The organism is Croceibacterium salegens (genome assembly GCF_009827435.1).
Classification (GTDB): domain Bacteria; phylum Pseudomonadota; class Alphaproteobacteria; order Sphingomonadales; family Sphingomonadaceae; genus Croceibacterium_B; species Croceibacterium_B salegens.
Genome location: NZ_WTYM01000057.1, coordinates 122,052 through 147,650 on the forward strand (window position 1 = coordinate 122,052; position 25,599 = coordinate 147,650).

The window sequence follows — 25,599 nt, forward strand, 5'->3', positions numbered from 1 at the left end:
TCGTGGACAACCAGCGCAACCTTATCCTCGCCGTCGTGCTGAGCGCGGCACTGCTTTTCGGCTGGGATTTCGCCATGAACCGGCTCTATCCGCAGCCGGACAAAACTCTCGACGCACCCGTTGCCACTGCCGGCGCGGAAATTCCCGCGGACGATGCGGATCCCGCGATCAATTCGCGCGCCCGTAGCCGCGATGGCGGTCTCACCAACGCCGATGACATCGCGCTCGAGGCGAAAGACCTTGCGGTCGAACTCAAGGCTCCCGACCGCGTGAAGATCGACGCTCCCGAAGTGGCGGGTTCGATCAACCCGGTCGGCGCGCGCATCGACGACGTGACGCTCAAGACTCACCGCCAGTCGGTTGAGAAGAATTCCGGTCCGGTCCAGTTGTTCTCGCCCGCGGGCACTCCGGCGCAGCAGTTCGCCCAGTTCGGCTGGGTGGGTGAGGGCATCAAGCTGCCCGACGCAAAGACTCCGTGGCAGACCTCGGGTGGCCCGCTTGCGCCCGGCAGCCCGGTCACGCTGACCTGGGACAACGGCGAGGGGCAGACCTTCCGCACCGTGTTCTCGATCGACGATCGCTACATGTTCACCGCCGAACAGACGATGGCCAACACCTCGTCCGCGCCGGTGGTCGCGCAGCCCTATGCCTTCCTCAACCGCACCAGCAAGACCGCCAGCCAGGACACCTGGAACGTCCAGTCGGGCCCGATCGGCCAGTTCGGCGGCTCGGTCAATTTCAGCTACGACTACGATGATCTCGACGAGTCACGGCAGGTTACGCCCGAGGGGAAGGCCGGCTGGATCGGCTTCACCGACATCTACTGGCTCTCCGCGCTGGTGCCGCAAGTCGGCGTGGCGACGACCACCGACTTCCGCGCGCTCGGCAAGCAGGACTACCGCGCCGACATGATCTACGAACCGGTCACCGTCGCCGCCGGCAAGCAGGTGACGCGCACCACGCGGCTCTTCGCCGGGGCCAAGGAAAGCGACGTGCTCGACGCCTACGAGGACCAGGGCATAGGCAACTTCGGCCTGTCCATCGACTGGGGCTGGTTCCGCTGGTTCGAGAAACCGATCTTCTGGCTGCTCAAGGAGCTCTTCCACCTCGTCGGCAATTTCGGTGTGGCGATCATGCTGCTGACCGTCATCATTCGCGGCCTGATGTTCCCGGTGGCGCAGAAGGGCTTCGCCAGCATGGCACAGATGCGCGCCGTGCAGCCCAAGATGAAGGCGCTTCAGGATCGCTACAAGGATGACAAGGTCAAGCTCCAGGAAGAGATGAGCAAGCTCTACCGGGACGAGAAGATCAATCCGCTGTCGGGCTGCCTGCCGATCTTCGTGCAGATTCCGGTGTTCTTCGCGCTCTACAAGACGCTGCTGCTGTCGATCGAGATGCGTCACCAGCCATTCGTGCTGTGGATCAAGGACCTTTCGGCTCCCGACCCGGCGCACCTGCTGAACCTGTTCGGCCTGCTCGACTTCACGGTGCCGGGCTTCCTGGCGATCGGCCCGCTGGCCTTGCTGCTGGGCGTGACCATGTGGCTGACCTTCCGCCTCAACCCGTCGGCGATGGACCCGGTGCAGCAGCAGATCTTTTCGATCATGCCGTGGGTGATGATGTTCGTCATGGCGCCGTTCGCGGCCGGCCTGCTGCTCTACTGGATCACCTCGAACGTACTCTCGGTGGCGCAGCAGCAGTACCTCTATTCGAAGCACCCGCAGTTGAAGGCGCAGGCAGATAAGGACAAGGCCGACAAGGCGAGGGCTGCGGAACGCGGGAAGCTGGAGGGGTGATCTTGCTCATTCGTCATTGCGAGGGGCAAAGCCTCGAAGCAATCCAGGGCGGCACGCATCAGCCCTCGATTGCGGCGCGACCTGTGGTCGCTCGCAATGACGACAGGAAGTGACGTGAGCGAAGACCTTTCCGCAGAAGCCGCCCGGCTGTTCTCCGGCCGGGTCGAGTTCCTGCTGTCCGCCCCGCAGCTCAAGTTCCTGCCCGAGGGCGACGTTCCCGAAGTTGCCTTCTGCGGCCGCTCGAACGTCGGCAAGTCCTCGCTGCTCAACGCGCTGACCGGGCGGCGGGCGATCGCACGCACGTCGGTCACGCCGGGACGCACGCAGGAACTCAACTTCTTCGAGGTCGGCGAACCGACGCAGTTCCGGCTGGTCGACATGCCGGGCTACGGCTTCGCCAAGGCCCCGGTGAAGGTGGTCGAAAAGTGGAAGCAGCTCGTCCGCACCTACCTGCGCGGCCGCCCGGTGCTCAAGCGCACGCTGGTCCTGATCGACGCGCGCCACGGCGTGAAGCCGGTCGACGCCGAGATGATGACCATGCTCGACGAGACGGCGGTGAGCTACCGGCTGGTGCTGACCAAGGCCGATAAGGTCAAGGCCAGCGACCTCGCCGCGACGCTGGCTAAGGTCGAGGCCGAAGCGAGGAAACACCCGGCAGCATACCCGCAGATCCACGTGACCAGTTCGGAGTCCAAGCTGGGCATTGACGAACTACGCGCGGCGGTTCTGACCGACGTCAGGATCTGATAACCTGTTGGGAACCGGCAGAATTCACCGAATTCTGCCGGTCGGCTAACGATCCAAGAGCGGGCATTCCAATCCCAGAACCATCGTAATTCCCGCGAGAGCGGGAATCCCGCTTGTCGGGTCTCAATTGCAGCAACCGTCACCCCTCCACGGAATTCGCAATTTCAGTGCTCGCGCAGTTTCGAAACGAGTGGGAATCATGCCCTTCCGGCCAGACGAAATCCGGTCGTAAGCCGCCGTACACAGGGCGTCCGTCATCGGACTGGGCGTAGCCTTTCGTCTCATCCCAGAATGCGTGATAGGTCGCTTTGGGAAAACTCGCGTCGTCATAACCCATCACGTTCGGTACCACGACGCGGATTCGCTTGTTTCTGTCATTGAGCATCAGCACCGTGTTGCATTCCTCGCAGAGGCAAATCTCCACAGGCCCGTCTGGATTATCGGCGTTGAAAGGCACGCGTTTCATCGCGGCTTCGTTGTCAGTCGAAACGTCAAGGTGATTAAAGAAGGCGTCATGGGTCGTATGCTCGCCGGTGACCTTCTTGCAGACATTGCAATGGCACTCGTGATTGTCGATGGGCTCGGCCGAAACGCTGACCGGATGATGCGTGCAACCGCCTGAATAATGGAGGGGCATAGCTTCGATTCTTGGATCGCTACCGAGCCATATACACTGGAAGCCGATTTAGCCATCATGGCTCTCGGCGCCAGCCAATCAAAGAATGCGTTTTTTGGAGGAAGGGGTCTCACTGTTAGCCGCGTTTCACCCGTTTGAGGACGTCGTGGGTCGAGCGAGATTGCACCACTAGGCCAGTGAAGACCTCTTAGCGTCTTGCAGGGGCGGGGAGCAGGCCATGCACTTCGCGGCGGGAGAACTTCCACTTGCCGTCCTGGCGCACGATGGTGTCGTGGTATTCCGCCATCAGCGCGGGCTTCGGCGCGCCGTCTTCGCCGGGGACCATGAAGAACGACTTCGAGGTGGCGGTGGCGCTGTCGGGGCCGGTCAGTTCGACCTGCTCGTTGAAGAAGACGTGGAAGTTGAGCTCGCCGAAGCCGAGCGCGTTCTCGGCGAAGGTCTGCTTCATCGCCGCGCCCGCTTCCGTGCCCCTGGTCTCGCCCCCGGCTCCGCCGACGTAGACCCCGTCACTGGCGAACAGCGCGGCGAAACCGTCGAAGTCGCGGGCGTCGATGGTCTTGCCGTAATCCATCAGCAGGTCGTGGATCGCGGCGCGGTCGGCGGCTTCGCTGCCGGGCTGAGAGCAGGCTGCCAGCGCAAGCGCGGCGGCGATGGCGATGGCGATGCGATGCATGTTCACTCCAGCCCCTCCCCTTGCGCCCGCGTCAGTGCGCGGCCGGCTCGCTGTTACCACGCCGCTGCCAGGCTTGTATCGCCAGGCCCGCCGCCGTGCCGGTGGCGATGGCAATCGTCAGGTCCACCATCACGGTCAGGACGGCGGTCAGCAGCAGCAGGCCAAGCTCCCACTTCGGCATCGCCAGCCGCTCGGGCCAGCGGTGCGGCTCGGACATGTTCCACGCGGTCACCACGAGCAGCCCGGCGAGCGCGGGCAGCGCCAACGCGCCCGCTAGCGGGGCGAACAGCACCATCGCCAGCAGGATCAGCAGCGCGTGGACCATGCCCGCGACCGGGGTACGGCCCCCGGCATCGACGTTGGTCGCGGTACGGGCGATCGCGCCGGTCGCCGGCAAGCCGCCGAACAGCGGCGCGGCAAGGTTGGCGGCGCCCTGCGCCAGCAGTTCGGCGGAGGACCGGTGCGCGCCGCCGATCATCCGGTCGGCAACCAGCGCGGAAAGCAGCGATTCGATGCCTGCGAGCAGCGCGATGGTCAGCGCCGCCGGGGCGAGTTCGACGACCAGCGGCCAGGAGACCGGTGGAAGCGAGGGCCAGGGCAGCCCGTGCGGCAGCTCGCCGAAGCGGCTGGTGACGGTATCGACCGAGGGCAGGGCGACGAAGGCGAGCGCGCTGAACACCAGCACGACGACTGCGCGAGCGCGGAATTGCGGGGCGAAGCGCCGGACCAGTGCGATGCCCGCGACGGTGGCGAGGCCGAGAGCGAGCGCGGCCCAGTCGACGGTCGCGCGCGCCGCCCACAGCCCGGCGAGCTTGGGACCGAATTCGGCCGGCATGGCCCCGGTCACCAGCCCGGCGAGGTCCTTGACCTGGCTCACGGCGATGACCACCGCGATGCCGATGGTGAAGCCTTCGATCACGGCTTCGGGGATCAGCCGGATCAGCCGCCCGGCGCGCAGCAACCCGCCGAGCACCAGCAGTCCGCCCGCCATGAGCGTCGCCAGCAGAAGGCCGTCGAGCCCGTGCCTGGCGATGATCGAATAGACCACGACGATGAAGGCCCCGGTCGGTCCGCCGATCTGCACCCGGCTGCCGCCAAGCGCCGAAATCAGGAAGCCGCCGACAACCGCGGTCACTAACCCTGCCGCGGGAGGCGCGCCCGAGGCAATGGCGATGGCAATCGACAGCGGCAGCGCCACCAGCGCTACCGTTCCGCCGGCGATGGAATCGCGCAGGAACTGCTCCCGATCGTACCCGACAAGGGTCGTGAGCAGCTTCGGCTTCATGTGCGGCTAGAGCGGATTGCCATCCCGGTCGCGGTAGATGTCGCGGCGGCCGACGTGGTTGGCGGGGCCGACGATGCCGTCTTCCTCCATCCGCTCGATCAGCTTGGCGGCGGTGTTGTAGCCGACGCCGAGCTGGCGCTGGAGCCACGAGCCGGACGCCTTCTGGTTCTCCCACACGATCTGGCAGGCCTGGCGATAGCGGCGCTCGTCCGGATTGTCGGAGGCGGTGAATTCGTCCTCGAAGGCGAAGCCGCCGTCCTCGGGTTCCTCGGTGACGCTGTCGACGTAGTCGGGCTCGCCCTGGCCGCGCCAGTGCTCGGCGACCTGCTCGACTTCCTCGTCGGACACGAACGGGCCGTGCACGCGGGTCAGCGCGCCCGAACTCGGCTTGTAGAGCATGTCGCCCTTGCCGAGCAGCTGTTCGGCGCCCTGTTCGCCGAGGATCGTGCGGCTGTCGATGCGACTGGTGACGTTGAAGCTGATGCGGGTCGGCAGGTTCGCCTTGATGACGCCGGTGATGACGTCGACCGAGGGGCGCTGCGTCGCCATGATGAGGTGGATGCCGGCGGCGCGCGATTTCTGGCTGAGGCGCTGGATCAGAACCTCGATTTCCTTGCCGACCGTGACCATGAGGTCGGCCAGCTCGTCGACGATCAGCACGATCTGCGGCAGCACCTCGTAATCGAGCTGCTCTTCCTCGTAGATCTCCTCGCCGGTTTCGGGATCGAAGCCGGTCTGCACCCGGCGGCCGAGCGGCTTGCCCTTGGCGATGGCGGTCTTGATGCGTTCGTTGAAGCCGCCGATATTGCGCGCGCCGATGTCGCTCATCATGCGGTAGCGCTTCTCCATCTCCTCGACCGCCCACTTGAGCGCGCGGACCGACTTGTGCGGCTCGGTCACCACGGGGCTGAGGAGATGCGGGATGTCGTCGTAGCTCTTGAGCTCGAGCACCTTGGGATCGACCAGGATCAGCCGGCATTCGTTGGGCGTGAAGCGGTAGAGCAGCGAGAGCAGGATGGCGTTTAGCCCGACCGACTTGCCCGAGCCGGTGGTGCCGGCGACCAGCAGGTGCGGCATGGCGGCGAGGTCGGCGACGATCGGCTCGCCGGCGATGTCCTTGCCGAGGATGATCGGCAGCGCGCCGTTGTGCTCCTGGAACGCCTCGGAGGCGGCGAGTTCCTTGAAGCTGACCGTCTGGCGGTCGGCGTTGGGCAGCTCGATGCCCATCACGGTCTTGCCCGGGATCGGCGAAACGCGGGCGCTGATCGCGCTCATGTTGCGAGCGATGTCTTCGGCGAGGCCAACCACGCGGCTGGCCTTGATGCCCGGCGCGGGTTCGAGCTCGTACATCGTCACCACCGGGCCGGTGCGGACCGCGGTGATCTCGCCCTTGACGTTGAAGTCGTCGAGCACGGTTTCGAGCAGGCGGGCGTTGCGTTCGAGTGCCAGCTTGTCGAGCTTCGGGCCCTTTTCGGGCGGCGGGTCGGCGAGGAGGTCGAGGCTCGGCAGCTCGTAGTCGGCGAAGAGGTCCTTCTGCGTGCCCTTCTTGCCGATCCGGGCGGGCTTGGCGGCGCTCTTCGGGTCGGTGATTTCGGGCGGCCTGCGGTTGGCGACTTCGGCCAGCGCGTCGGGCCGGGGCTCGCGCGCGGGGCGGTCCTTCTTCTGCGGCTTGAACGGGTTTTCCGAGCGCGGCAGCGAGGGCATGCGCCGCAATGCGTTCGGCAGGGCCAGCAGTTGCGCCCAGTCGAAGGCGAAGACCCGCCCGACCAGGAACGCGCCGATCCCGAGCGCGGCGAGGCCGCTGCCGAGAATGGTCCAGAACCGCGCCGCTTCGGGCACGCGCCCGGCGACCGCCTCAATCGCGCCCGCGCCGAGCAGCCCCGTCAGCCCGCCGTACCCGGCCGGCCGGTCCCACTTCTGCGGATCGGTCACCAGCGCCAGCACCGTGCCGAGCAGCGCCATGCCGACCAGCATCATGATGACCGTGCGCCACCAGCGGAAACCGTGCGGCGTCTCTTCCTCCTCGGCGTCGCTCCACAGCTTGCGGGCGAAGACGTAGCTCAGCGGCAGCAGCAGGTAGGCGACCATGCCGAAGACGAGGTAGGCCATGTCGGCCACCCAGGCCCCGGTGCGGCCCATCCAGTTGGCCACCGGCTCGCCAGCGGCGGTCGAGAACGAGGGATCGGTCTGCTCGTAGGAGAACAGCGCCAGCAGCAGGAACACGGTGAAGGCGTAGAGCAGCACGCTGCCCGTCATCTGCAAGGCGCGCGCCGCCGCACGGCGAAATGCCGCGCGCCAGTCCACCGGCTGTGCCTTTGCCCGTGTCGCCATGTCTCGATCCCTTTCCGACGGAGAATCGCAGACCGGGGACTCGGGGTCAATATGTTCGGCCTCAAACGCCGGCGGGGCCGTCCGGCCCCTTGGCTTTCCTCGCTTCTGGGCAGGCAAGCTGCCCTCGCTGCGGGCGCGCGTTCGCGCTTGCGGGCCTGCGGCCCGAGGTGAACCTTAGCTCAACCCGTCGATTGCCGCCCAGCGGGGCCAGTCGAGGCGGTGGGCGGTGTGCGCCGTCATGCCTCCGAGCGCTATCACCGGCATCCGCGCCTGCGCCGCAAGCAACCGGAATCGCAGCGGGCCGAGTGAGGGAGCATCGGGATGCGAGCGGGTCGGGAACGCGGGCGAGAGCAGGACCGCGTCGGCCTGCGCCCGGTTGGCCTGGGCGATTTCGGCGAGGTTGTGTGCGGTGGCGAGCGTGAGCAGGTCGCGGGTCGGGTAGAGCGCGAGCGGCGCGCCGTAAGCACCGTCGGCGCCCCATTCGCGCGCGGTCATCGTGCTGTCGGCGAGGATCGCCACGTGGCCGCGGGCGCGGGCCAGGCGGAGGAGCGTGTACCAGCGCGCCACGCGCTCGGCCGGGGGCAGGTGGTAATGGCGGTAGATGAACCCCGAACCACGCGGAAGGCGGGTGAGCGCCGCCTCGAGACCGCTGTCGTTGCGCTCGTCGGAGAGCAGCCACAGGTCAGGGAAGCGCTGGAAACCGGGCATCGCTGCGCTATAGCGCCGCCTCATGGCCGAAACCCATACCCAATCCGCTGCCTCCCGCCTCGAAGCCGTCCACGAAGGCATCGCCCACGCCTGCAAGGTCGCGGGGCGCGAGGTGGGCGAAGTGACGCTCGTAGCGGTCAGCAAGATGCACGATTCGGTGTCGATCAAGCGCTTGATCGAAGCGGGACAGCGTGTGTTCGGCGAGAACCGCGTTCAGGAAGCGCAGGCCAAATGGCCGGCACTGCGCGAGAGCTATCCCGATATCGAGCTGCACCTCGTCGGCCAGCTGCAATCCAACAAGGCCGAGGATGCGGTCGCGTTGTTCGACTGCATCCATTCGCTCGACCGGCCGAGCCTCGTCGCCGCGCTCGGCAAGGCGATGGCCAGGGCCGGGCGGCAGGTTCCGTGTTTCGTCCAGGTCGATGTCGGCGAGGAAGAGCAGAAGGGCGGCTGTCCGATCGGCGAGGTGCCCGCGCTCATTGCCAGCGCGCGCGAGGCGGGGATCCCGGTGGTCGGCCTGATGTGCGTGCCCCCGCTCGGCATCGAGCCCGCCCCGTTTTTCGCCTTTCTCGACAAGCTCGCCCGCGATAACGGCCTCGGCAAGCTCAGCATGGGAATGAGCGGCGACTACGAGACCGCGATCATGCTTGGCGCGACTCACGTTCGGGTGGGGACGGCGCTTTTCGGGGAGCGCGAATAGCCGCCGCCCGACACTCGAACGATGCGTCCCTTGAATCTCCGCTCCCGACCCGCTTGAAGCCGAGCCGTTCGAGCAGCCTGACCGACCGCGCATTGCGGGTGTCCGCCGTCGCGGTGAAGCGGGTCACGCCGTGCCTGCGGACGAGGATGTCCATCATCTGCGCACTGGCCATTTCGGCCAGGCCCCGTCCCCAGTAGGGCAGCCCAAGCACGAAGGCGATTTCGGCGCTGCCTTCGGCGTTGACCGTCGCCTGCACGTACCCCGCCGCCTTGCCCTCGGCCGTGCGGATGACCCAGTTGAGCCACTGCTGCGTTCCGTCGGGCGAACAGCGGTTTTCGAGGCGACGGAAGCGCGCTTCGAGCCACTCCGCGCTCGATGGCGGATCGCTGTCGGTGAACTCGTGCAGTGCAGACTCGGTGAGCAGCGCATAGAGCTCTGCCGCATGCGCTGCCCGCTGTTCTTCCAACACAAAATCCGCACGCCCCATTGCAGCGATATAGCAGCGCTGCACAAAACCCGACAGGGGTTCGTTACACGGCGTGCAGAACTCCGCGGTACGGCACGTCCTCGAGCGCCCGTCCGGCGCCGCGGGCGACGCACATCAGCGGATCCTCGGCGATGGTGACGGGCAGGCCGGTGGCCTCCGAGATTACCGTGTCGATTCCTTCGAGCAGCGCGCCGCCGCCGGTCATGACGATGCCGCCCTCGATGATGTCCGCGGCGATTTCCGGGGGAGTGATCTCGAGCGCCTGGCGCACGGTCTCGACCACCTGGCCGACCGTCTCGCGCAAAGCCTCGACGACTTCCTCCTGCGAGATCGTCGTCTCGGTCGGCACGCCGCGCACCACGTCGCGGCCGCGAATGGCCATCTCGCGCAGCGCACCGGCGATGGTCGCGGCGCCGATCTCCATCTTGATGCGCTCCGAGGTCGCCTCGCCGATGATGAGGTTGTGATTGCGCCGCACCCAGCCCGAAATGGCTTCGTCCATCTGGTCGCCGCCGATGCGGGTCGAAAGCGTGACCGCGAGCCCGCCGACCGAAAGCACCCCGACTTCGGTCGAGCCGCCGCCGATGTCGACGACCATCGAGCCGTAGGGCTCGGTCACCGGAAGGTCGGCGCCGATCGCCGCGGCCATCGCCTCGTCGATCAGCGAGACCTGCCGCGCCCCGGCGTTGCTTGCCGCATCGCGGATCGCGCGGCGTTCGACGCTGGTCGAATTGGCCGGCACGCACAGCACTATTTCGGGGCTGCCACGCAGGCGGACACCGGCGTTGGCCTTGGCCTTGGCGACGAAGTGGCGGATCATTTCCTCGGCCACTTCGAGGTCGGCGATGACCCCGTGGCGCAGCGGCCGGATCGTCTCGACGTTGTCGGGCGTCTTGCCCATCATCAGCTTGGCGTCGTCACCGACGGCGCGCACGCGGCGTATGCCGTTGATCGTCTCGAGCGTGACGACCGACGGTTCGGCCAGCACGATCCCGTGTTCCTTGAGGTAGACAACAGTATTGGCCGTCCCGAGGTCGATCGCCAGATCGGCCGCCCGGAACGGGAAAAAACCCATTAATGACATTGCGGTGATTCGCCTTTCCCCATGCGCCCATGCGCTCGGGACGGCGATCAGCGAGCAAACCTGTCGCGCATATTAACCAGATTGACCGGATCGCCACAAAGCGATGTGCGGTGCGGTGAATTGGTTGAATCGAGCGGGACCCTCGCCCTCAAGCAGCGAAGCGATAGGGCAACAAGTTCAGGCGGCTTCGCTTTCGCGCTGGCGTTCGTCGCTCGCGGCGTCGAGCAGGGCGGCCTCGATGCCCTTGAGTCGGTCCTTGGTCGTCACCTTCCCGCCGAGCAGGTCGGTGACGTAGAAGGTGTCCGCGGCGCGCTCGCCATAGTTGGTGATGTGCGCCGAATTGACCATCAGCTTGCTCTCGAACAGCGACCGGGCGAGGCGGTTGAGCAGCGCCGGGCGGTCGCGCGCCGAAACCTCGATGACCGTGAATCGGCCCGAAGCGGTGTTGTCGAAATCGACCCGGGGGCGCACTTCGAAACTGTCGGCGCGGTTGCGCGCGAGCGGCCGCTTGGCCAGCTGCGGCACGAGCTCGATCTTGCCGGCCAGCGCGTCCTCGATCGACTTCTGCAGCCGATCGAGCTGCTCCTGCTCCTTGAACGGATTGCCGAGCGGGTCCTGGACGAGGAAGTTGTCGACCGCCTTGCCGGCCCGGTTGGTGTGGATCCGCGCGTCGATGATGTTGCCGCCGGCAAGGTGGATCGCCCCGGCGACGCGGAAGAACAGGCCGGGGTGGTCGTCGCCGATAACCGTCACCAGCGTCGCGCCGCGCGCGGCGTAGTATTCGGTGTGGATCGACAGCTTGTGCTCGAGCTCCTTGGCCGCGGCATAGTGCACGAGGTTGAGCGCGATGATGTCTTCGGGCTCGGCGATCCAGTAGGCGTCGTCGAAGCGGCTCGCCAGCTTGTCGATCAGGTCCGCGTTGACGCCGAGCAGTTCGCCGACGTGCTCCTTCTTGGCGGCGATCTGTTCCGCCCGGCGGGTCGACTTGTAGCCGAGGCGAAGCTGTTCTAGCGCCAGTTCGTAGAGATCGCCGAGAAGCTGGCGTTTCCACGAATTCCAGATGCCCGGCCCGACGGCGCGGATATCGACCACGGTCAGCACCAGCAACTGGCGCAATCGCTCGACGCTTTCGACCTGGGTGACGAAGTCGAGGATGGTCTTGGGATCGGCGAGGTCGCGCTTGAACGCGGTGGCGCTCATCAAGAGGTGCCAGCGCACCAGCCAGCTGACCAGTTCGGTCTCGCCCTCGTCGAGCCCGAAACGCGGGCACAGGTGCAGCGCGACCTCGGCGCCGAGCACCGAATGGTCGCCGCCCCGGCCCTTGGCGATGTCGTGCAGCAGCGTGGCGACGTAGAGCACCCGGCGATTGCCGAGCTGCGGGATGATCTCGCTCGCCAGCGGGTGGTCGACGCGGTGCTCGCCCTTCTCGATCGCCGCGAGCAGGCCGATCGCGCGGATGGTGTGCTCGTCGACCGTGTAGTGGTGGTACATGTCGAACTGCATCTGCGCGCCGACCTTACCGAAGTCGGGCACGAAGCGGCCGAACACCCCGGCCTCGTTCATCCAGCGCAGCACCGTTTCCGGGTCGTTGCGGCCGGTCAGCAGCTTGATGAACAGCTCGTTGGCGCGCGGGTCCTCGCGCACCGCCTGGTCGATGCACTTCACGTCGCGCGTCGCCATGCGCATGGTCTCGGAGTGAACTTCCAGCGAATGCTCCTCGGCGAGCTGGAAGACCTCGATCAGCCGCACCGGGTCCTTGACGAACCAGTCGTCCGACGGCGCCGCGATGCGCCCGCCGAAGACCCTGTAGCCCTTGAGCATGCGGGAGCGCTGGCGGAACCCGGCGAGCAGCCCGCGCGCGCGCCGCTTGCTCGCCATTTCCTCGTCGATGTGGGCGAGGAACACGCCGGTCAGGCTGCCGACCTGCCGCGCCTGCAAGAAGTAGTACTGCATGAAGCGTTCGACCGCGCTCTTGCCCGGGCGGTCGGCGAAATTCATCCGCCGCGCGACTTCGCGCTGCAGGTCGAAGGTGAGACGGTCCTCGGCGCGCCGGGTGATGACGTGCAGGTGGCAGCGCACCGCCAGCAGGAAGCCCTCGGCGCGGCGGAAGGTGCGGTATTCCTTGCGGGTGAACAGTCCGGCGTCGACCAGCTCGGCGGCGCTCTTCACGCGGTGCAGGTACTTGCCGATCCAGTACAGCGTCTGGAGGTCGCGCAAGCCTCCCTTGCCGTCCTTGACGTTGGGTTCGACGACGTAGCGGCTGTCGCCCATGCGCTTGTGCCGGGCGTTGCGTTCGGACAGCTTCTCGGACACGAACTGCGCCTGGCTGCCGGGCACGACGTCGGCCCAGAAGCGCCGGCTCGCCTCGTCGTAGAGCTCCTGGTCGCCCCACAGATAGCGCCCTTCGAGCAGCGCGGTGCGGATCGTCAGGTCGCTCTTGGCCATGCGCACCATCTCGTCGAGCGAACGGCTCGAATGGCCGACCTTCAGGCCGAGGTCCCAGAGGTAATAGAGCATCGCCTCGATCACCTGTTCGCACCAGGCCGTGGTCTTGCCCGGGGTGATGAAGGCGATGTCGATGTCCGAATGCGGCGCCATCTCGCCGCGGCCGTATCCGCCGACCGCGATCAGCACGAGCCGCTCGCCGGAAGAGCGGTTGCCCGCCGGATAGACGTCCTCGATCACGTGGTCGTGCATGACCCGGATCAGCTGGTCGATGAGGAACGACTGGCTATAGGCGACCTCGTGCCCGGCGCTGGGATGTTCGGCCAGGCGGCGGGCGACTTCGGCGCGGCCGTCGTGCAGCGCGTTGCGCAGCAGCTCGATCACTTTCTGCCGCGCCTTGGGCATGCCGTGCTCGGCCACGGCCGCTGATATGGCCCCGGCAAGCGCACGGCGGTCGATGATGGCCCGCTGGTTGGCTATCGCACTCATGCCCTCGACATAGAGAATGCCGCGCCGCTTGCAATGCGAGCGCCCCTTTCGCCCCCCGCCGCCATGTGGCAAGGGGCCTGCGAACCGAGGGAATTCCACGATCGATGTTCGACATTCTTGCCGTCACCGCCAGCGACGCAATCCACTGGGCCGACCTCGGCCTGCGTCCGGGTATCCCGATCGGTCCCTTAACGCTGCGCTTCTATTCGCTGGCCTACCTTGCGGGGTTACTGCTCGCCTACTGGCACGTCTCGAAGATGATCAAGGCGCCCGGCGCGCCGATGGCGCAGCGCCATGTCGACGACCTGTTCTTCTACTGCACGCTGGGCGTGATCCTTGGCGGGCGGCTCGGTTATGCGCTGTTCTACACCGGCGGCGAGACCGGCAAGCCGAGCCTGTTCACCCACTTCACCCCGGAAGAATTCGTCAGCTGGGACCTGCTGCGCCTGTGGGACGGGGGGATGAGCTTCCACGGCGGCGTAATAGGCGTGCTGGTGGCGATCGCCTGGGTCAGCTGGCGCAACAAGCTCTCCTTCATCCGTATCGCTGACTACATCTCGGTCAACGTCGGCTTCGGCATGTTCTTCGGACGGCTGGCAAACTTCGTGAACGGCGAGTTGTGGGGTCGCCCGGTCGAAAGCGCGGTGCCGTGGGCGATGGTCTTCCCCGGCGGCGGAGCAGTCGCCCGCCATCCCAGCCAGCTCTACGAAGCGCTGCTCGAAGGCGCGCTGGTCGTCGCGATCATGCTGCCGCTGTTCTGGAAGACTCGCGCGCGCTTCCGCCCCGGCATCCTCGTCGGCACCTTTACGGCCTTGATTGCCAGCGCGCGCTTCATCGTCGAATTCTTCCGCCAGCCAGACGAGCAGCTCACCGACTTCGCCATGCGCACCGGGCTCAGCATGGGCCAGTGGCTGTCGATCCCGCTGATCCTTGCCAGCATCGCGGTGATCGTCTGGGCGCTGCGCCGTCCGCCGCTCGCCTCCGGAGCGGGGGCCGCAGCGGCCGGGTGATGAACGAACAGCCGCTTGGGGACGTCTTTCGCCGGCTCATCGCCGCGACGGGCCCGATCAGCCTGACCCAGTACATGGCCGAGGCCAACGCGCGCTACTACACCAGCGCCGACCCGCTCGGCGAAGAGGGCGACTTCATCACCGCGCCCGAGATCAGCCAGATGTTCGGCGAGCTGATCGGCCTGTGGCTGGCCGACATGTGGATCCGCGCCGGGCGCGAATGGCCGGTGATGTACGTCGAACTCGGGCCGGGCCGCGGCACGCTGGCGCGCGATGCGCTGCGGGCGATGAAGCGCTACGGCCTCGAGCCCGAGGTGCATTTCGTCGAGACCTCGACCCCGCTCAAGGAGCTGCAGCTCGCGGCGGTGCCCGACGCCCAGTTCCACGCCGACCTGTCGCGCGTGCCGATGGACGGGCCGATGCTGCTGGTCGCCAACGAGTTCCTCGATGCCCTGCCGATCAGCCAGCTGCTCAAGACCGAAGCGGGCTGGCGCGAGCTTGTCGTGGTGCCCGAGGGCGAGAAATTCGCCTGCGCTCCCGGACCGCGCCCGATGGACGCCGCCGTGCCCGAGGCGCGCCGCGGCCTGCCCGAAGGCACGCTGCTCGAAACCTGCCCCGCGGCGGCGGCGATCGTCTACGAGATCGCCGGGCGGCTGGTGCATCAGGGCGGCGCCGCGCTGCTGATCGACTACGGCCACGCCGAGGAACGCACCGGCTCGACCTTCCAGGCGGTGAAGGGGCATCGCAAGGTCGATGCCTTCGCCAACCCCGGCGAGGCGGACCTGACGGCGCACGTCGATTTTCACGCCCTCGCCCGGGTCGCGGAATCGCGCGAGGCGCGCTGGCTCGGCACGGTCGAACAGGGCGCGTGGCTCAAGGCGCTTGGCATCGAGGGCCGCGCCGAAGCGCTCAGCGAATACGCTCCGCAGCACCGGGAAGCGCTCCATTCGGCGATGCACCGGCTGGTCGACCGGGACCAGATGGGCGAACTGTTCAAGGTCATGGGACTTGCCGCGCCGGGGTGGCCGGACGGCGTAGGGTACGGCTAGGGTCCGCGGATGGCCACAAGCCACCGGGTCTCTCACACTTCGCTCGCCGTCGCTGCGTTCTCGACCGTGGTCGAGTGGTACGACTTCACGCTCTACCTCTACTTCTCGACCGTGCTGGCGCGAGTGTTCTTCGGCGGCGGGGAAGCGGCGCTGGTCACCACGCTGATGGGCTTTGCGCTGGCCTACCTGATGCGCCCGGTCGGCGCGGCGGTGTTCGGGCATATCGGCGACCGGCACGGGCGGCGGCCGATGCTGCTCATTTCGATGGCGGTGATGTCGCTGGCGATGCTGCTCACCGCGCTGCTGCCGACCTACGGGCAAGTCGGGATTGCCGCTGCATGGCTCCTGTTCGGCCTGCGCTGCGTGATGGGGTTCTCGGTCGGCGGCGAGTACACCGGGGTGATCGCCTACCTGCTCGAAGGGGCCGACCCGCGCCGCCGCGGGCTCATCGCCAGCCTTGCCGCGGCATCGAGCGAAGTCGGCGCCCTGCTCGCCGTCGGGGTCGCGGCGCTGACCGTCAGCCTGACCAGCGAAGCGCAACTGGCGAGCTGGGGCTGGCGCGTCCCGTTCCTCGTCGGTGCGGCGCTGGCGGGCGGGGTGTGGTTCGCGCGGCAATCGATGGAGGAATCGCCCGACTGGCTCGAACTGCACGCGAATGAAGCGCTTCATGCCAACCCGATACGCCACGCAATCACCCGGCAGCGTTCGGCGCTGCTTCGCGCCTTCGCCATCTCCGCTCTCGGCTCGATTACCTTCTATGTCGGCATCACTTACGTCCCCGCCTTCCTCGAAACGACCGGCACGCTGGGAGAGGAGCGGGCGCTGTGGCTCTCGACAGCCGCGGCGGTGGCGGTGATCCTCGTCACCCCGCTGGTCGGTCTGCTGGCGGACCGCTTCGGGCGCAAGCCCGCGCTTGTCGTCATCGCCGTGCTCAGCGCTGTGCTGCCGATATCGCTGTTCACGCTGATGGCCGGTGGAACCGTGAACGAGGCCTTGGCCGGTGCGCTGGTGCTGGCGCTGGTCGCGGGCGGGATGAGCGCGGTCGGCGCAATCGCCTGCGGCGAACAGTTCAGCGAGGAGAGCCGGGCCAGCGGGCTCGGGCTCGGCTACACCCTGGCGACCGCGGTGTTCGGGGGGCTGACGCCGTGGATGGCGCAACTGCTGGTCGAGCGCACCGGCGCACCGCAAGTGCCCGGGATCATGATCGCGGTGGTCGCGGTCGCCGCGCTGCCGGTCTTCGTGACGATGCGCGAGACCGCGCCGGCGCACGCGGCCTAGTTGGCGATCGATTCTTTCGGGATTTCGAACTCGACCACCAGCCCATCGGGTTCGAAGTCGCGTTGCCACGACCCGCCCAGCTGGCCGGTCACGCTCATTTCGACGAGGCGCGAGCCGAACCCTTCCGCCGGGGCCTGCTTGGGCTGGGCGCCGCCGTGTTCGGACCAGGTCAGCCGCAGGTCGTCGCCCGTGTCGCGAACTTCGAGTTCGACGTGCCCGCTCGCGGCGGCCAGCGCTCCGTACTTGGCCGAGTTTGTCGCCAGTTCATGGAACACCAGCGCCAGCGGGGTCGCCGCGCGGCCGGAGATGGCGCAATCGTCGCCGCTGACCCGGACCCGCGCCATGGAACCGGTGTCGTAGGGCGCAAAGAGTTCGCCAAGCAGGCCGTGCAGGTTGTCCTCAACCAGCGTCCCGGTCGGGCGGACGTAATCGTGAGCCCTGCCGAGCGCCACGATGGTGCCGATCAGCTCGTCGGCGAATTCACGGTTCTCGGGCGACTTGCGCGCCTTCAGCGAGACCAGCCCGGAGACGACCGCGAAGATGTTCTTGATCCGGTGCGACAGCTCGCGTGCCAGCAGGTCGCGGCTGGCGGAGATCTCGTGCACGTCGTGAATGTCGACCGCGGTCCCGAACCAGCGAATTATCTTGCCGTCCTCGTCCCTCACCGGCGCAGCGCGCGCCATCATCCAGCGGTACATTCCGTCCCGCCGGCGGATGCGGTGCTCTACCTCGTACGGCTCGCCGGTGCGCAGCGAGTGGACCCACTTTTCGGTGCAGGGCCCGAGGTCGTCAGGGTGGACGTTTTCACCGTCGTAGCAGTCCGGATTGCCGGTGAATTCCTCGAGGTAGCGATTGAAGTAATCGAACTTCCCGTCGGCGTCGGACGACCAGACGATCGCCGGCATCGAATCCGCCAGGCCGCGCAGCAGCGCTTCGCGGTGCCCGGTCTCCGACGCGACCACCAGCTCTTCCTTGCGGTGATGCAGGCGCCGAATGACTGCCGACGCCAGCACGGCCAGTCCCTGCTTCTGCAATTGTGTCAGGCCCTGCGGCCGGGTTTCGGTATCGACCACGCAGAGTGCGCCGAGGCGGTTGCCATCGTCGTCGACAAGCGAATGGCCGGCATAGAAGCGCACGTGCGGCGCGCTGGTGACCAGCGGATTGTCGGCGAAGCGCTCGTCCGCGGCCGCGTCGAGCACTTCCATCACCCCGTCGACCAGCATCGCTTCGGCGCACATCGAGCTGTTGCGCGGGCCTTCGCGGCCGCTGATGCCCTTGCGGGCGATGAAGCGCTGGCTGTCGTCGCTGACCAGGGTGATGAGCGAAGACTTGGTCTCGCACAGCCCGGCTGCGAATTTGACTATGGACTCGAGTTCCGGATCGTCCTCGAGCGAGTCAAGGCCATAGGCCGCCAGCAACCAGGCGCGTTCGCCCGTTACCGCGTTCGCACGTGCGGCTGCCGGTCCAGTAGACCACGGTCGAAGATCGATCGTTTCCAATGCGGAGCCCTCGGTGGCATTCATAGCATGCTATGCGCTCAGTCAAAGTGAATCCGATATAAACAGCCGCAAGACGGTTGCGATTGAAACCGGTTTGCGAGGTGGCACGCCCTTGCTATGGGCCGGAGCGAAGAGGACAATTATGCGCGCTACTCCCGACTTCGACTTCGCCCTTGGCGAAAACGCCGAAATGATCCGCGAGACCGTGGCCCGGTTTGCCGACGAGCAGATCGCGCCGCTGGCCGAGTCGATCGATCGCGAGGATCGCTTTCCCGAACAGTTGTGGGAAGCGATGGGCGAACTTGGCCTGCACGGAATCACCGTCGCGGAAGCCGATGGCGGGCTGGGGCTCGGCTATCTCGAACACGTCGTTGCGATCGAGGAAGTGAGCCGGGCGAGCGCCTCGGTCGGCCTCAGCTACGGCGCGCATTCCAACCTGTGCGTCAACCAGATCGCGCGTTGGGGCACGGCGGAGCAGAAGGCGAAGTACCTGCCGCAGCTGATCAACGGCGAACACGTCGGCGCGCTGGCGATGAGCGAGCCGGGCGCAGGTTCGGACGTCGTCTCGATGAAGCTCAAGGCCGAGGCGGTGCAGGGCGGCTACGTCCTCAACGGAACCAAGTTCTGGATTACCAACGGCCATTACGCCGACACCATTGTTGTCTACGGCAAGACCGACCCGGCGGCCGGCAGCAAGGGCATCACCGCCTTCCTGATCGAGAAGGATTTCGAGGGTTTCTCGCCAGGGCAGAAGATCGGCAAGCTCGGCATGCGCGGATCGCCGACCAGCGAGCTGGTGTTCGAGGACTGCCACGTGCCCGAAGCCAACGTGCTCGGCGAAGTCGGGCAGGGCGTGCGAGTGCTGATGAGCGGCCTCGACTACGAGCGCGCGGTGCTTGCCGGGGTCCAGCTCGGCATCATGCAGGCCTGCCTCGACACGGTGATCCCCTACGTCCGCGAGCGGCACCAGTTCGGCAAGGCGATCGGCCACTTCCAGCTGATGCAGGCCAAGGTCGCCGACATGTATGTCGCGCTGCAATCGGCCCGCGCCTACACCTACGCCGTCGCCCGGGCCTGCGATGCCGGCAAGACCACGCGCTTCGACGCCGCGGGCGCTATCCTGCTCGCTTCGGAGAACGCCTTCCGTGTCGCCGGAGAGGCGATCCAGGCGCTCGGCGGGGCCGGTTACACCACCGACTGGCCCGTGGAACGCTACCTTCGCGATGCGAAACTGCTCGACATCGGGGCGGGAACGAATGAAATCAGGCGCATGCTGATCGGCCGCGAGCTGATCGGGGCTTGAGGAGGGTCGCGTTGCCAGTGGTGGAAGGCGAAGAGCCTGAGCAGAAGAAGTCCAAGCCGTCCGTCCGCGCCCGGGCAAACGCGATCAAGCCGTTCGTGTGCAGGAACCTGATTGCGGTCATCGAAAACCCGATGGACATCAAGAATATCGGGACGGTGATCCGCAACGTGAACGCGCTCGGAGTCGAGAAGGTCTACGTCGTCGATCCGCGCAAGACGCTGCCCGAAGACTGGCAGGATATGCGCGAAAGGCCCTCACTCTCAGGCACCTCGGTGTCGGCGGTGAAGTGGAGCTTCGTGAAGCGGTTCGACAGCACGGATGACTGCTTCGACCATCTCGAAAAGAAGAACTTCCGCTCGCTGGTCACTTCGCCGCACGTGAAGGGCAAGGAAAACGTTTACCTGCACGAAGGCGACTACACCGAACATACCAAGTTGGCCGTCTGGTTTGGCAACGAGTCTCGAGGCATAAGCGACCGTGCGATCGAGCGCAGCGACGGCTGCGTGGCCATTCCCATGTTCGGTATGATCGAAAGCCTCAATCTCGGTACTTCGTCCGGCATCGTGCTCTACGAGGTCACCAAGCTGCGGCGCGAATACCAGAGCAAGTACCGCAAACGGGACAAGCGCGGAGAACGTGCGGTTCCGCTGCCGACCGTCATGGGGCGTGAGGAAGCGCGCAAATAGGACCCTTGCCTTCTCGCCAGCGCGATTTGTGCGACAGAATATTACTCGACATCGCGGCCGGAAGTAATGAGATTAGGCGCAAAGCCGACCGGGAATGAACCGGTCGGCGCCTGGTCTTGTTGGAGGGGAACACAGATGAAAGCTTTGATCGCAACGCTTGCGGGGGCGCTGGCGCTGGCTGCTGCACCGGCCGCGGCGCAGGACAAGGCGCGGCTCAGCTGGCAGACGATGCACAGCCCGGCGATGGAAGGAAACGTCGAGGGCAACTCGGCGAACCGCACCGTGCTGGTCGTGACCCCGCCCGGCTACGACGAGCATCCGAACAAGCGCTATCCGGTGGTCTATTTCCTCCACGGCTACTGGGCGACGCCGCAGATGTACGAGGACATGGCCAAGTTCGAGGAGGCAGTGCAGGGTGCCGCCGAAGCGGGCAACGAGGTGATCCTCGTCATGCCCGACGGCCATTCCAAGCTGAAGGGCGGGTTCTACTCGAACTCGCCGACGGTCGGGAACTACCAGGACATGGTCGGCAAGGACCTCGTCGCCTGGGTCGACTCGCACTACCGCACCATCGCGACGCGCGCCGGGCGCGGGCTGTCGGGCCATTCGATGGGCGGTTACGGCACGCTGCGCATCGGCATGACCTACCCCGAGACCTTCGACAGCCTGTTCGCCATGAGCGCCTGCTGCCTTTCGCCGATGAGCGTCACGCCCGAAGCGATGCAGAAGGCCGCGGCGATGACCGACGAAGATGCCGCCAAGGCCGACTTCGGCGGGCTGGCCGGGGTCTCGACGCTCGCGACATGGGCGCCCGATCCGCAGAACCCGCCGCTCTACATCGACACCTCGATGACCGATGACGGCAAGGTCGACCCGCTGGTCAACGCCAAGCTCGCCGCCAACGCGATGCTCGCCTGGGTGCCGAGCCACCTGCAGGCGCTGAAGAGCTTCGACGCCATCGCGCTCGACATCGGCGACAAGGACTTCCTGCTCGCCCAGAACCAGCAATTGCACGAACAGCTCACCCACTATGGCGTCGAGCATTCGTGGACCAACTATGACGGCGACCACGGCAACCGCATTGCCGCGCGCATACGCAGCGAGCTGCTGCCGTTCTTCGCCAAGCACCTGGAGAAAGCCCGCTGATGCGTATCCCGGCCGCGACGCTCGCGCTCGTCCTCGCCGCCCCGCTTGCCGCGCAGAACGCCGGTCCGCCCCCGGGCCGGCCCGCCTTCGTGAACATCACCGCGCCCGCCCCGACGATTCCGGAAGGCATCACGGTCGAGAGCCCGAAGGTCCACGGCGCTTCGCTGGAGGGCAATCTCGAAGGCAACAGCCCCGACCGCGAGGTCATGGTCGTGCTGCCGCCGAGCTACGGCAAGGAGCCGAACCGGCGCTATCCGGTGGTCTATTACCTCCACGGCTTCGCCATCGATGGGCGCAACTTCTACAACTACATGAACGTGCCCAAGGCGGTCGCCGACAACGCCGCACAGGGCAACGAGTTCATCGTCGTGGTGCCCGACACGCTGACCAGGATGGGCGGCTCGATGTACTCGGACTCGGTCACGACCGGGAACTTCCGCGAGTTCGTCGCGAAGGACCTCGTCGCCTATATCGACGCGCATTATCGTACGATCGCCTCCAAGGACGGCCGCGGGCTCGCCGGGCATTCGATGGGCGGATACGGCACCTGGGTCACGGCGATGAGCTATCCCGGCGTGTTCGATTCGATCTGGGCGCAGAGTGCCTGCTGCGTGACCCCTCGCGGTGAGACGGTCGAGAGCGCGACGGCCATGGGTGCGGTACCGATCGACGGTGTCGATGCTTCGGGCTTCGGCATGCGCGCGGGCCTCGCCTCGATGACCGCGTGGTCGCCGAACCCGAAGAACCCGCCGTTCTACGCCGACTTCCCGCTGGGAGCAGACGGCAAGGTCGACGAACTGGTGATCGCCAAGTGGTCCGCCAACTCGCCGCTGGCGATGGTCCCGGGCCATGTCGATGCGCTGAGGAGCTACGACGCCATCGCCTCGGACGTCGGCGACAAGGACGGCCTCAACGCGCAGGACAAGGCGCTCAGCGAGGAAATCGCCGCCTTCGGCATCGCCAATGCGTTCGAGATCTATCCCGGCACCCACACCGACAAGATCGGCGAGCGCTTCTCCAGCCTGGTGCTGCCGTACTTCGCCAAGCACCTGCAGATGAAGTGATCAGGCGAGCGCGAGCGCTCCGCCCCAGACGATGAAGCCCGCGCCGGCCGCCAGCGACAGCAGGCGGCCGCGCGGCAGCAGCTTCTCGCCGGCCACAAGCAGGGTCAGCAGGGCAATCCACGCAAGGTTCATCACCCCGCCGACGAACAGCAGTGCCATCAGCAGCCAGCAACAGCCGAGGCAGTACGCGCCGTGGACCGCGCCGGTCCGGAAGGTGCCGGCCCTGCCCGGTCGCAGGTGCCGCGAAAGGAACGACGCCGGGTTGCGGCAATGCTCGAGGCAGACCTCCTTGAACGGGCTGAGCTGGTAGAGGCCCGCTACAAAAAGCAGGGCCGCCGGCAACCAGTGGCCGACCGGCGCCATGCGCATCGGTTCGAGCAGGCTCGAATCCTCGAGCCAGACCTGCGCAAGGGCCGCGACAATTGAAAAGAAGGCCCAGATCGTCAGGTAGCCCGCCAGGAACGAGCCGGTTGCAACCGGTGCGCCCGGCATCATGTTCCGGCTCACCGTGGCGTAAATCAGGATGACCGGCGCGGCGGCCGGCAGCATCATCGCCACCATCATCACCCACCACATCGAGAACACCAGCGGGACGCGCGCCAGCGCCGGGTCGACGGCAGGCTTCATGTCCATGCCGGGCATGGCCGGCGGTGCAGGGGGAGCGGGCGAGAAATCGAAGTCGAAACGCGGGGTCATGCCCATCCCTGCACCCGCCCACAGCCACGCCCAGGCGATGAGCGTGAGCACGGCCAGCGCCGCGATGGTAACTATCCGATGGCGCCGTAGCAGCGCCTCGACCGGCGAGGTCATGCGGCGCGAACGACTCCGTGGCTGTCGAGGTGCAGGTGAGCGAACTGGGCGTAGCTGTCGGAATGCTCGATCTGCATCGGCGCGGTCGACTTGCTGGTGCCCGAACCGACGTCGGCGACTTCATACTCGAACCCATCGGGCAGCCAGATCTGCGCCCGCACCGGAGCGCCGCTGACTGCGTTCTTGATCGGGGTTCCCTCCATGTCGACATGCCCGGCGATGTGCAGGCGGCCGGTCCGCTCCTCGACATCGACCGTGAATTCGATCGGAACGAACAGCGGCTCGTGCATCTTTTCGACGGTCGAGGCGAAGACCGCGAACACGGTCGCGAACGGGTCGGTATCGCCGCCGGTCATGATCGTCAGCAGGGCGTTGCGCTGGGCCTCGGTGGCGCGTTCGTCGACGAAGGCGACGGCCTCGCCATGGCCTTCGTGGATCGGTCCGGGCCAGTGGAACACCGCGGCGATCTTAAGCCCCGACAGGTCGGTGTCGCCGTGGTGGCCCTCGTCGATATCCATCGCGAAAACCGCCTGGCAGCCGCCCTTGTCGGGCAATCCGCCGAACTGGCAGTTGCAGCCGTACTCGCAGTTGCAATTGGCCAGCTCGCGACCCTTGAGAACCCAGTACGTCATGCGACTTCTCCTTGCAGTTCAGTCGACCATTGCGCGTTGGTTAGCACAAGTTGGCGTCCTCGGCGACCTCGGCGTCACGAACGTTGCCAGTCGCGGGCCGGCAGCCTAGTCACGCCTGAAACGAATTGGGAAGGACCGCGTGAGCGCACCGACACTCGAGAGCAAGCTCGACCTCGCCAGCCCCGACGCGCAGGCGCGCGCGGCGCATAACCGCGCGCTCGCCGAGGAACTTCGGGCCAAGGTCGCCGAGGCCGCGCTTGGCGGGAGCGAGAAGGCGCGCGAGCGGCACACCAGCCGCGGCAAGCTGCTGCCGCGCGAGCGGATCGAGCGGCTGCTCGATCCCGGCAGCCCGTTCCTCGAGATCGGCCAGCTTGCCGCCAACGGCATGTACGAAGGCGACGTCTCGGGCGCCTCGATCATCGCCGGGATCGGCCGCGTCTCGGGCCGGCAGGTGATGATCGCCGCCAACGATGCGACCGTGAAGGGCGGCAGCTACTACCCGATGACGGTCAAGAAGCATCTGCGCGCACAGGAGATCGCCCGCGAGAACCGCCTGCCGTGCATCTACCTCGTCGACAGCGGCGGGGCGAACCTGCCCTACCAGGCCGAGGTCTTTCCCGATCGCGAGCACTTCGGGCGGATCTTCTACAACCAGGCGCAGATGAGCGCCGAGCGCATCCCGCAGATTGCCTGCGTGATGGGCTCATGCACCGCGGGCGGCGCCTACGTCCCGGCGATGAGCGACGAGAGCGTGATCGTGCGCGACCAGGGCACGATCTTCCTCGCCGGCCCGCCGCTGGTGAAGGCCGCGACGGGCGAAGAAATCAGCGCCGAGGACCTCGGCGGCGGCGACCTTCATGCGAAGAAATCGGGCGTGGTCGACCACCTCGCCGAGAACGACGAGCATGCGCTGACCATCGTGCGCGATATCGTCAGCCATCTCGGCGCGAACGAGGGCGCGAGCCTCGACCTCAAGGAATCGCGCCCGCCGAAGTTCGACGCCGAAGACCTCTATTCGATCATTCCCGAGGATGTCCGCGCACCCTACGACGTGCACGAGGTCATCGCCCGGCTGGTCGACGGCAGCGAGTTCCACGAGTTCAAGGCGCACTACGGCTCCACGCTGGTCTGCGGCTTCGCCCACATCTGGGGCATGCCGGTGGCGATCCTCGCCAACAACGGCGTGCTGTTCTCGGAAAGCGCGGTGAAGGGCGCGCACTTCATCGAGCTCGCCTGCCAGCGCGGCATCCCGCTGCTGTTCCTGCAGAACATCTCGGGCTTCATGGTCGGCGGCAAATACGAGGCCGAAGGCATCGCCAAGCACGGCGCCAAGCTGGTCACCGCGGTCGCCACCGCTCAGGTGCCCAAGATCACCGTGGTCATCGGCGGCAGCTTCGGGGCCGGCAACTACGGCATGTGCGGCCGCGCCTATGGCCCGCGCTTCCTGTTCACCTGGCCCAATGCGCGGATCAGCGTGATGGGCGGCGAACAGGCCGCCAGCGTCCTCGCCACCGTCCACCGCGACGCCGACAAGCGGAGCAAGGAGGAAGAGGAGGCCTTCAAGGCCCCGATCCGCGACAAGTACGAGAGCGAGGGCAATCCCTACTACGCCACCGCCCGCCTGTGGGACGACGGCGTGATCGACCCGGTCCAGACCCGCGACGTCCTCGGCCTCGCCCTTTCCGCGACGCTTGAAGCCCCGATCCCCGAACAGCCGAAGTTCGGCGTGTTCCGGATGTA

22 protein-coding genes are annotated in these 25,599 nt (G+C 66.7%); 11 read left to right on the forward strand and 11 right to left on the reverse strand.

What is annotated here, in order from left to right; genetic code table 11:
• Nucleotides 1–2 precede the first annotated feature (2 nt).
• Together yidC and yihA are read left to right on the forward strand one after the other, a co-directional pair.
• Complete coding sequence (gene yidC / locus GRI89_RS14780) at nt 3–1,796, forward strand: membrane protein insertase YidC (RefSeq protein WP_328598282.1); 1,794 nt, start codon at nt 3–5, stop codon at nt 1,794–1,796.
• Between the two features lie 114 nt (nt 1,797–1,910).
• Nucleotides 1,911–2,543 (forward strand): ribosome biogenesis GTP-binding protein YihA/YsxC, encoded by a 633-nt coding sequence (gene yihA, locus GRI89_RS14785; protein WP_407924983.1) that lies wholly within the window; start codon nt 1,911–1,913, stop codon nt 2,541–2,543.
• 139 nt (nt 2,544–2,682) lie between these two features.
• Here the strand turns inward: yihA and GRI89_RS14790 are convergent, their stop codons facing one another.
• The 5 genes from GRI89_RS14790 to GRI89_RS14810 form a co-directional block, all read right to left on the reverse strand.
• Nucleotides 2,683–3,180: a GFA family protein gene (locus GRI89_RS14790; RefSeq protein ID WP_159797299.1), complete on the reverse strand. Its 498-nt coding sequence runs from the start codon at nt 3,178–3,180 to the stop codon at nt 2,683–2,685.
• Between the two features lie 187 nt (nt 3,181–3,367).
• Nucleotides 3,368–3,853 (reverse strand): nuclear transport factor 2 family protein, encoded by a 486-nt coding sequence (locus GRI89_RS14795; protein WP_235913439.1) that lies wholly within the window; start codon nt 3,851–3,853, stop codon nt 3,368–3,370.
• Between the two features lie 31 nt (nt 3,854–3,884).
• Entirely contained in the window at nt 3,885–5,138 is a 1,254-nt protein-coding gene (locus tag GRI89_RS14800; protein ID WP_159797303.1) for a SulP family inorganic anion transporter, read from the reverse strand.
• Nucleotides 5,139–5,144: 6 nt separating this feature from the next.
• Nucleotides 5,145–7,469: a DNA translocase FtsK gene (locus GRI89_RS14805; RefSeq protein WP_159797305.1), complete on the reverse strand. Its 2,325-nt coding sequence runs from the start codon at nt 7,467–7,469 to the stop codon at nt 5,145–5,147.
• Nucleotides 7,470–7,643: 174 nt separating this feature from the next.
• Entirely contained in the window at nt 7,644–8,201 is a 558-nt protein-coding gene (locus tag GRI89_RS14810) for a thiamine phosphate synthase (RefSeq protein WP_159797307.1), read from the reverse strand.
• On the opposite strand from GRI89_RS14810, the gene GRI89_RS14815 reads away from it, so the two are divergent.
• A complete protein-coding gene (locus tag GRI89_RS14815) occupies nt 8,200–8,877 on the forward strand; it encodes a YggS family pyridoxal phosphate-dependent enzyme (RefSeq protein WP_159797309.1) in 678 nt (225 codons plus the stop codon). The two genes, GRI89_RS14810 and GRI89_RS14815, sit on opposite strands and share 2 nt — an antisense overlap.
• On the opposite strand, the gene GRI89_RS14820 is transcribed toward GRI89_RS14815, so the two are convergent.
• From GRI89_RS14820 to GRI89_RS14830, 3 genes are all read right to left on the reverse strand, one after another.
• A complete protein-coding gene (locus tag GRI89_RS14820) occupies nt 8,819–9,343 on the reverse strand; it encodes a GNAT family N-acetyltransferase (protein WP_159797311.1) in 525 nt (174 codons plus the stop codon). The genes GRI89_RS14815 and GRI89_RS14820 overlap by 59 nt on opposite strands.
• A gap of 64 nt (nt 9,344–9,407) precedes the next feature.
• Nucleotides 9,408–10,448, reverse strand: a complete 1,041-nt coding sequence (locus GRI89_RS14825; RefSeq protein ID WP_407924984.1) for a rod shape-determining protein — start codon at nt 10,446–10,448, stop codon at nt 9,408–9,410.
• A 177-nt stretch (nt 10,449–10,625) separates the two neighbouring features.
• A complete protein-coding gene (locus tag GRI89_RS14830; protein ID WP_159797315.1) occupies nt 10,626–13,382 on the reverse strand; it encodes a [protein-PII] uridylyltransferase in 2,757 nt (918 codons plus the stop codon).
• A 104-nt stretch (nt 13,383–13,486) separates the two neighbouring features.
• Between GRI89_RS14830 and lgt the strand changes: the two genes are divergently transcribed.
• From lgt to GRI89_RS14845, 3 genes are read left to right on the forward strand one after another with little or no spacing between them, the layout of a single operon-like run.
• Nucleotides 13,487–14,392: a prolipoprotein diacylglyceryl transferase gene (lgt, locus tag GRI89_RS14835; RefSeq protein WP_159797317.1), complete on the forward strand. Its 906-nt coding sequence runs from the start codon at nt 13,487–13,489 to the stop codon at nt 14,390–14,392.
• Complete coding sequence (locus tag GRI89_RS14840) at nt 14,392–15,441, forward strand: class I SAM-dependent methyltransferase (protein ID WP_159797318.1); 1,050 nt, start codon at nt 14,392–14,394, stop codon at nt 15,439–15,441. The genes lgt and GRI89_RS14840 overlap by 1 nt, the downstream gene beginning before the upstream one ends.
• 9 nt (nt 15,442–15,450) lie before the next feature.
• Nucleotides 15,451–16,719: an MFS transporter gene (locus GRI89_RS14845; RefSeq protein WP_159797320.1), complete on the forward strand. Its 1,269-nt coding sequence runs from the start codon at nt 15,451–15,453 to the stop codon at nt 16,717–16,719.
• On the opposite strand, the gene GRI89_RS14850 is transcribed toward GRI89_RS14845, so the two are convergent.
• The gene (locus tag GRI89_RS14850; protein WP_235913425.1) at nt 16,716–18,218 is read right to left on the reverse strand and encodes a sensor histidine kinase; all 1,503 of its coding nucleotides are present in this window, start codon (nt 18,216–18,218) and stop codon (nt 16,716–16,718) included. The two genes, GRI89_RS14845 and GRI89_RS14850, sit on opposite strands and share 4 nt — an antisense overlap.
• 142 nt (nt 18,219–18,360) lie before the next feature.
• Between GRI89_RS14850 and GRI89_RS14855 the strand changes: the two genes are divergently transcribed.
• The 4 genes from GRI89_RS14855 (at nt 18,361) to GRI89_RS14870 (ending at nt 22,417) form a co-directional block, all read left to right on the forward strand.
• The gene (locus GRI89_RS14855) at nt 18,361–19,521 is read left to right on the forward strand and encodes an acyl-CoA dehydrogenase family protein (RefSeq protein WP_159797324.1); all 1,161 of its coding nucleotides are present in this window, start codon (nt 18,361–18,363) and stop codon (nt 19,519–19,521) included.
• A gap of 17 nt (nt 19,522–19,538) precedes the next feature.
• Nucleotides 19,539–20,207 (forward strand): TrmH family RNA methyltransferase, encoded by a 669-nt coding sequence (locus GRI89_RS14860; RefSeq protein WP_328598285.1) that lies wholly within the window; start codon nt 19,539–19,541, stop codon nt 20,205–20,207.
• Nucleotides 20,208–20,342: 135 nt separating this feature from the next.
• Nucleotides 20,343–21,353 carry an alpha/beta hydrolase gene (locus GRI89_RS14865; RefSeq protein WP_159797328.1) on the forward strand — a complete coding sequence of 337 codons (1,011 nt, stop codon included), beginning with the start codon at nt 20,343–20,345 and terminating at the stop codon, nt 21,351–21,353.
• Complete coding sequence (locus GRI89_RS14870) at nt 21,353–22,417, forward strand: alpha/beta hydrolase (RefSeq protein ID WP_159797330.1); 1,065 nt, start codon at nt 21,353–21,355, stop codon at nt 22,415–22,417. Before GRI89_RS14865 ends, GRI89_RS14870 begins: the two co-directional genes overlap by 1 nt.
• Here GRI89_RS14870 and GRI89_RS14875 read toward each other — a convergent pair whose 3' ends face one another.
• Complete coding sequence (locus GRI89_RS14875; RefSeq protein ID WP_159797332.1) at nt 22,418–23,227, reverse strand: DUF2182 domain-containing protein; 810 nt, start codon at nt 23,225–23,227, stop codon at nt 22,418–22,420.
• Nucleotides 23,224–23,859, reverse strand: coding sequence for a DUF1326 domain-containing protein (locus tag GRI89_RS14880; protein WP_159797335.1), 636 nt, complete (start codon nt 23,857–23,859; stop codon nt 23,224–23,226). Before GRI89_RS14880 ends, GRI89_RS14875 begins: the two co-directional genes overlap by 4 nt.
• A gap of 139 nt (nt 23,860–23,998) precedes the next feature.
• On the opposite strand from GRI89_RS14880, the gene GRI89_RS14885 reads away from it, so the two are divergent.
• Nucleotides 23,999–25,599: carboxyl transferase domain-containing protein (locus GRI89_RS14885; RefSeq protein WP_328598283.1), on the forward strand; the 1,601-nt coding region annotated here is incomplete at its 3' end.

Excerpts from the sequence above, each read along its gene's own strand:
- GRI89_RS14790 (WP_159797299.1), bottom strand. The coding sequence starts at position 3,180 with ATGCCCCTCCATTATTCAGGCGGTTGCACGCATCATCCGGTCAGCGTT.
- GRI89_RS14795 (WP_235913439.1), bottom strand. The coding sequence starts at position 3,853 with ATGCATCGCATCGCCATCGCCATCGCCGCCGCGCTTGCGCTGGCAGCC.
- GRI89_RS14800 (WP_159797303.1), bottom strand. The coding sequence starts at position 5,138 with ATGAAGCCGAAGCTGCTCACGACCCTTGTCGGGTACGATCGGGAGCAG.
- GRI89_RS14805 (WP_159797305.1), bottom strand. The coding sequence starts at position 7,469 with ATGGCGACACGGGCAAAGGCACAGCCGGTGGACTGGCGCGCGGCATTT.
- GRI89_RS14815 (WP_159797309.1), top strand. The coding sequence starts at position 8,200 with ATGGCCGAAACCCATACCCAATCCGCTGCCTCCCGCCTCGAAGCCGTC.
- GRI89_RS14810 (WP_159797307.1), bottom strand. The coding sequence starts at position 8,201 with ATGAGGCGGCGCTATAGCGCAGCGATGCCCGGTTTCCAGCGCTTCCCT.
- GRI89_RS14825 (WP_407924984.1), bottom strand. The coding sequence starts at position 10,448 with ATGTCATTAATGGGTTTTTTCCCGTTCCGGGCGGCCGATCTGGCGATC.
- GRI89_RS14830 (WP_159797315.1), bottom strand. The coding sequence starts at position 13,382 with ATGAGTGCGATAGCCAACCAGCGGGCCATCATCGACCGCCGTGCGCTT.
- lgt (WP_159797317.1), top strand. The coding sequence starts at position 13,487 with ATGTTCGACATTCTTGCCGTCACCGCCAGCGACGCAATCCACTGGGCC.
- GRI89_RS14840 (WP_159797318.1), top strand. The coding sequence starts at position 14,392 with ATGAACGAACAGCCGCTTGGGGACGTCTTTCGCCGGCTCATCGCCGCG.
- GRI89_RS14845 (WP_159797320.1), top strand. The coding sequence starts at position 15,451 with ATGGCCACAAGCCACCGGGTCTCTCACACTTCGCTCGCCGTCGCTGCG.
- GRI89_RS14855 (WP_159797324.1), top strand. The coding sequence starts at position 18,361 with ATGCGCGCTACTCCCGACTTCGACTTCGCCCTTGGCGAAAACGCCGAA.
- GRI89_RS14865 (WP_159797328.1), top strand. The coding sequence starts at position 20,343 with ATGAAAGCTTTGATCGCAACGCTTGCGGGGGCGCTGGCGCTGGCTGCT.
- GRI89_RS14870 (WP_159797330.1), top strand. The coding sequence starts at position 21,353 with ATGCGTATCCCGGCCGCGACGCTCGCGCTCGTCCTCGCCGCCCCGCTT.
- GRI89_RS14875 (WP_159797332.1), bottom strand. The coding sequence starts at position 23,227 with ATGACCTCGCCGGTCGAGGCGCTGCTACGGCGCCATCGGATAGTTACC.
- GRI89_RS14880 (WP_159797335.1), bottom strand. The coding sequence starts at position 23,859 with ATGACGTACTGGGTTCTCAAGGGTCGCGAGCTGGCCAATTGCAACTGC.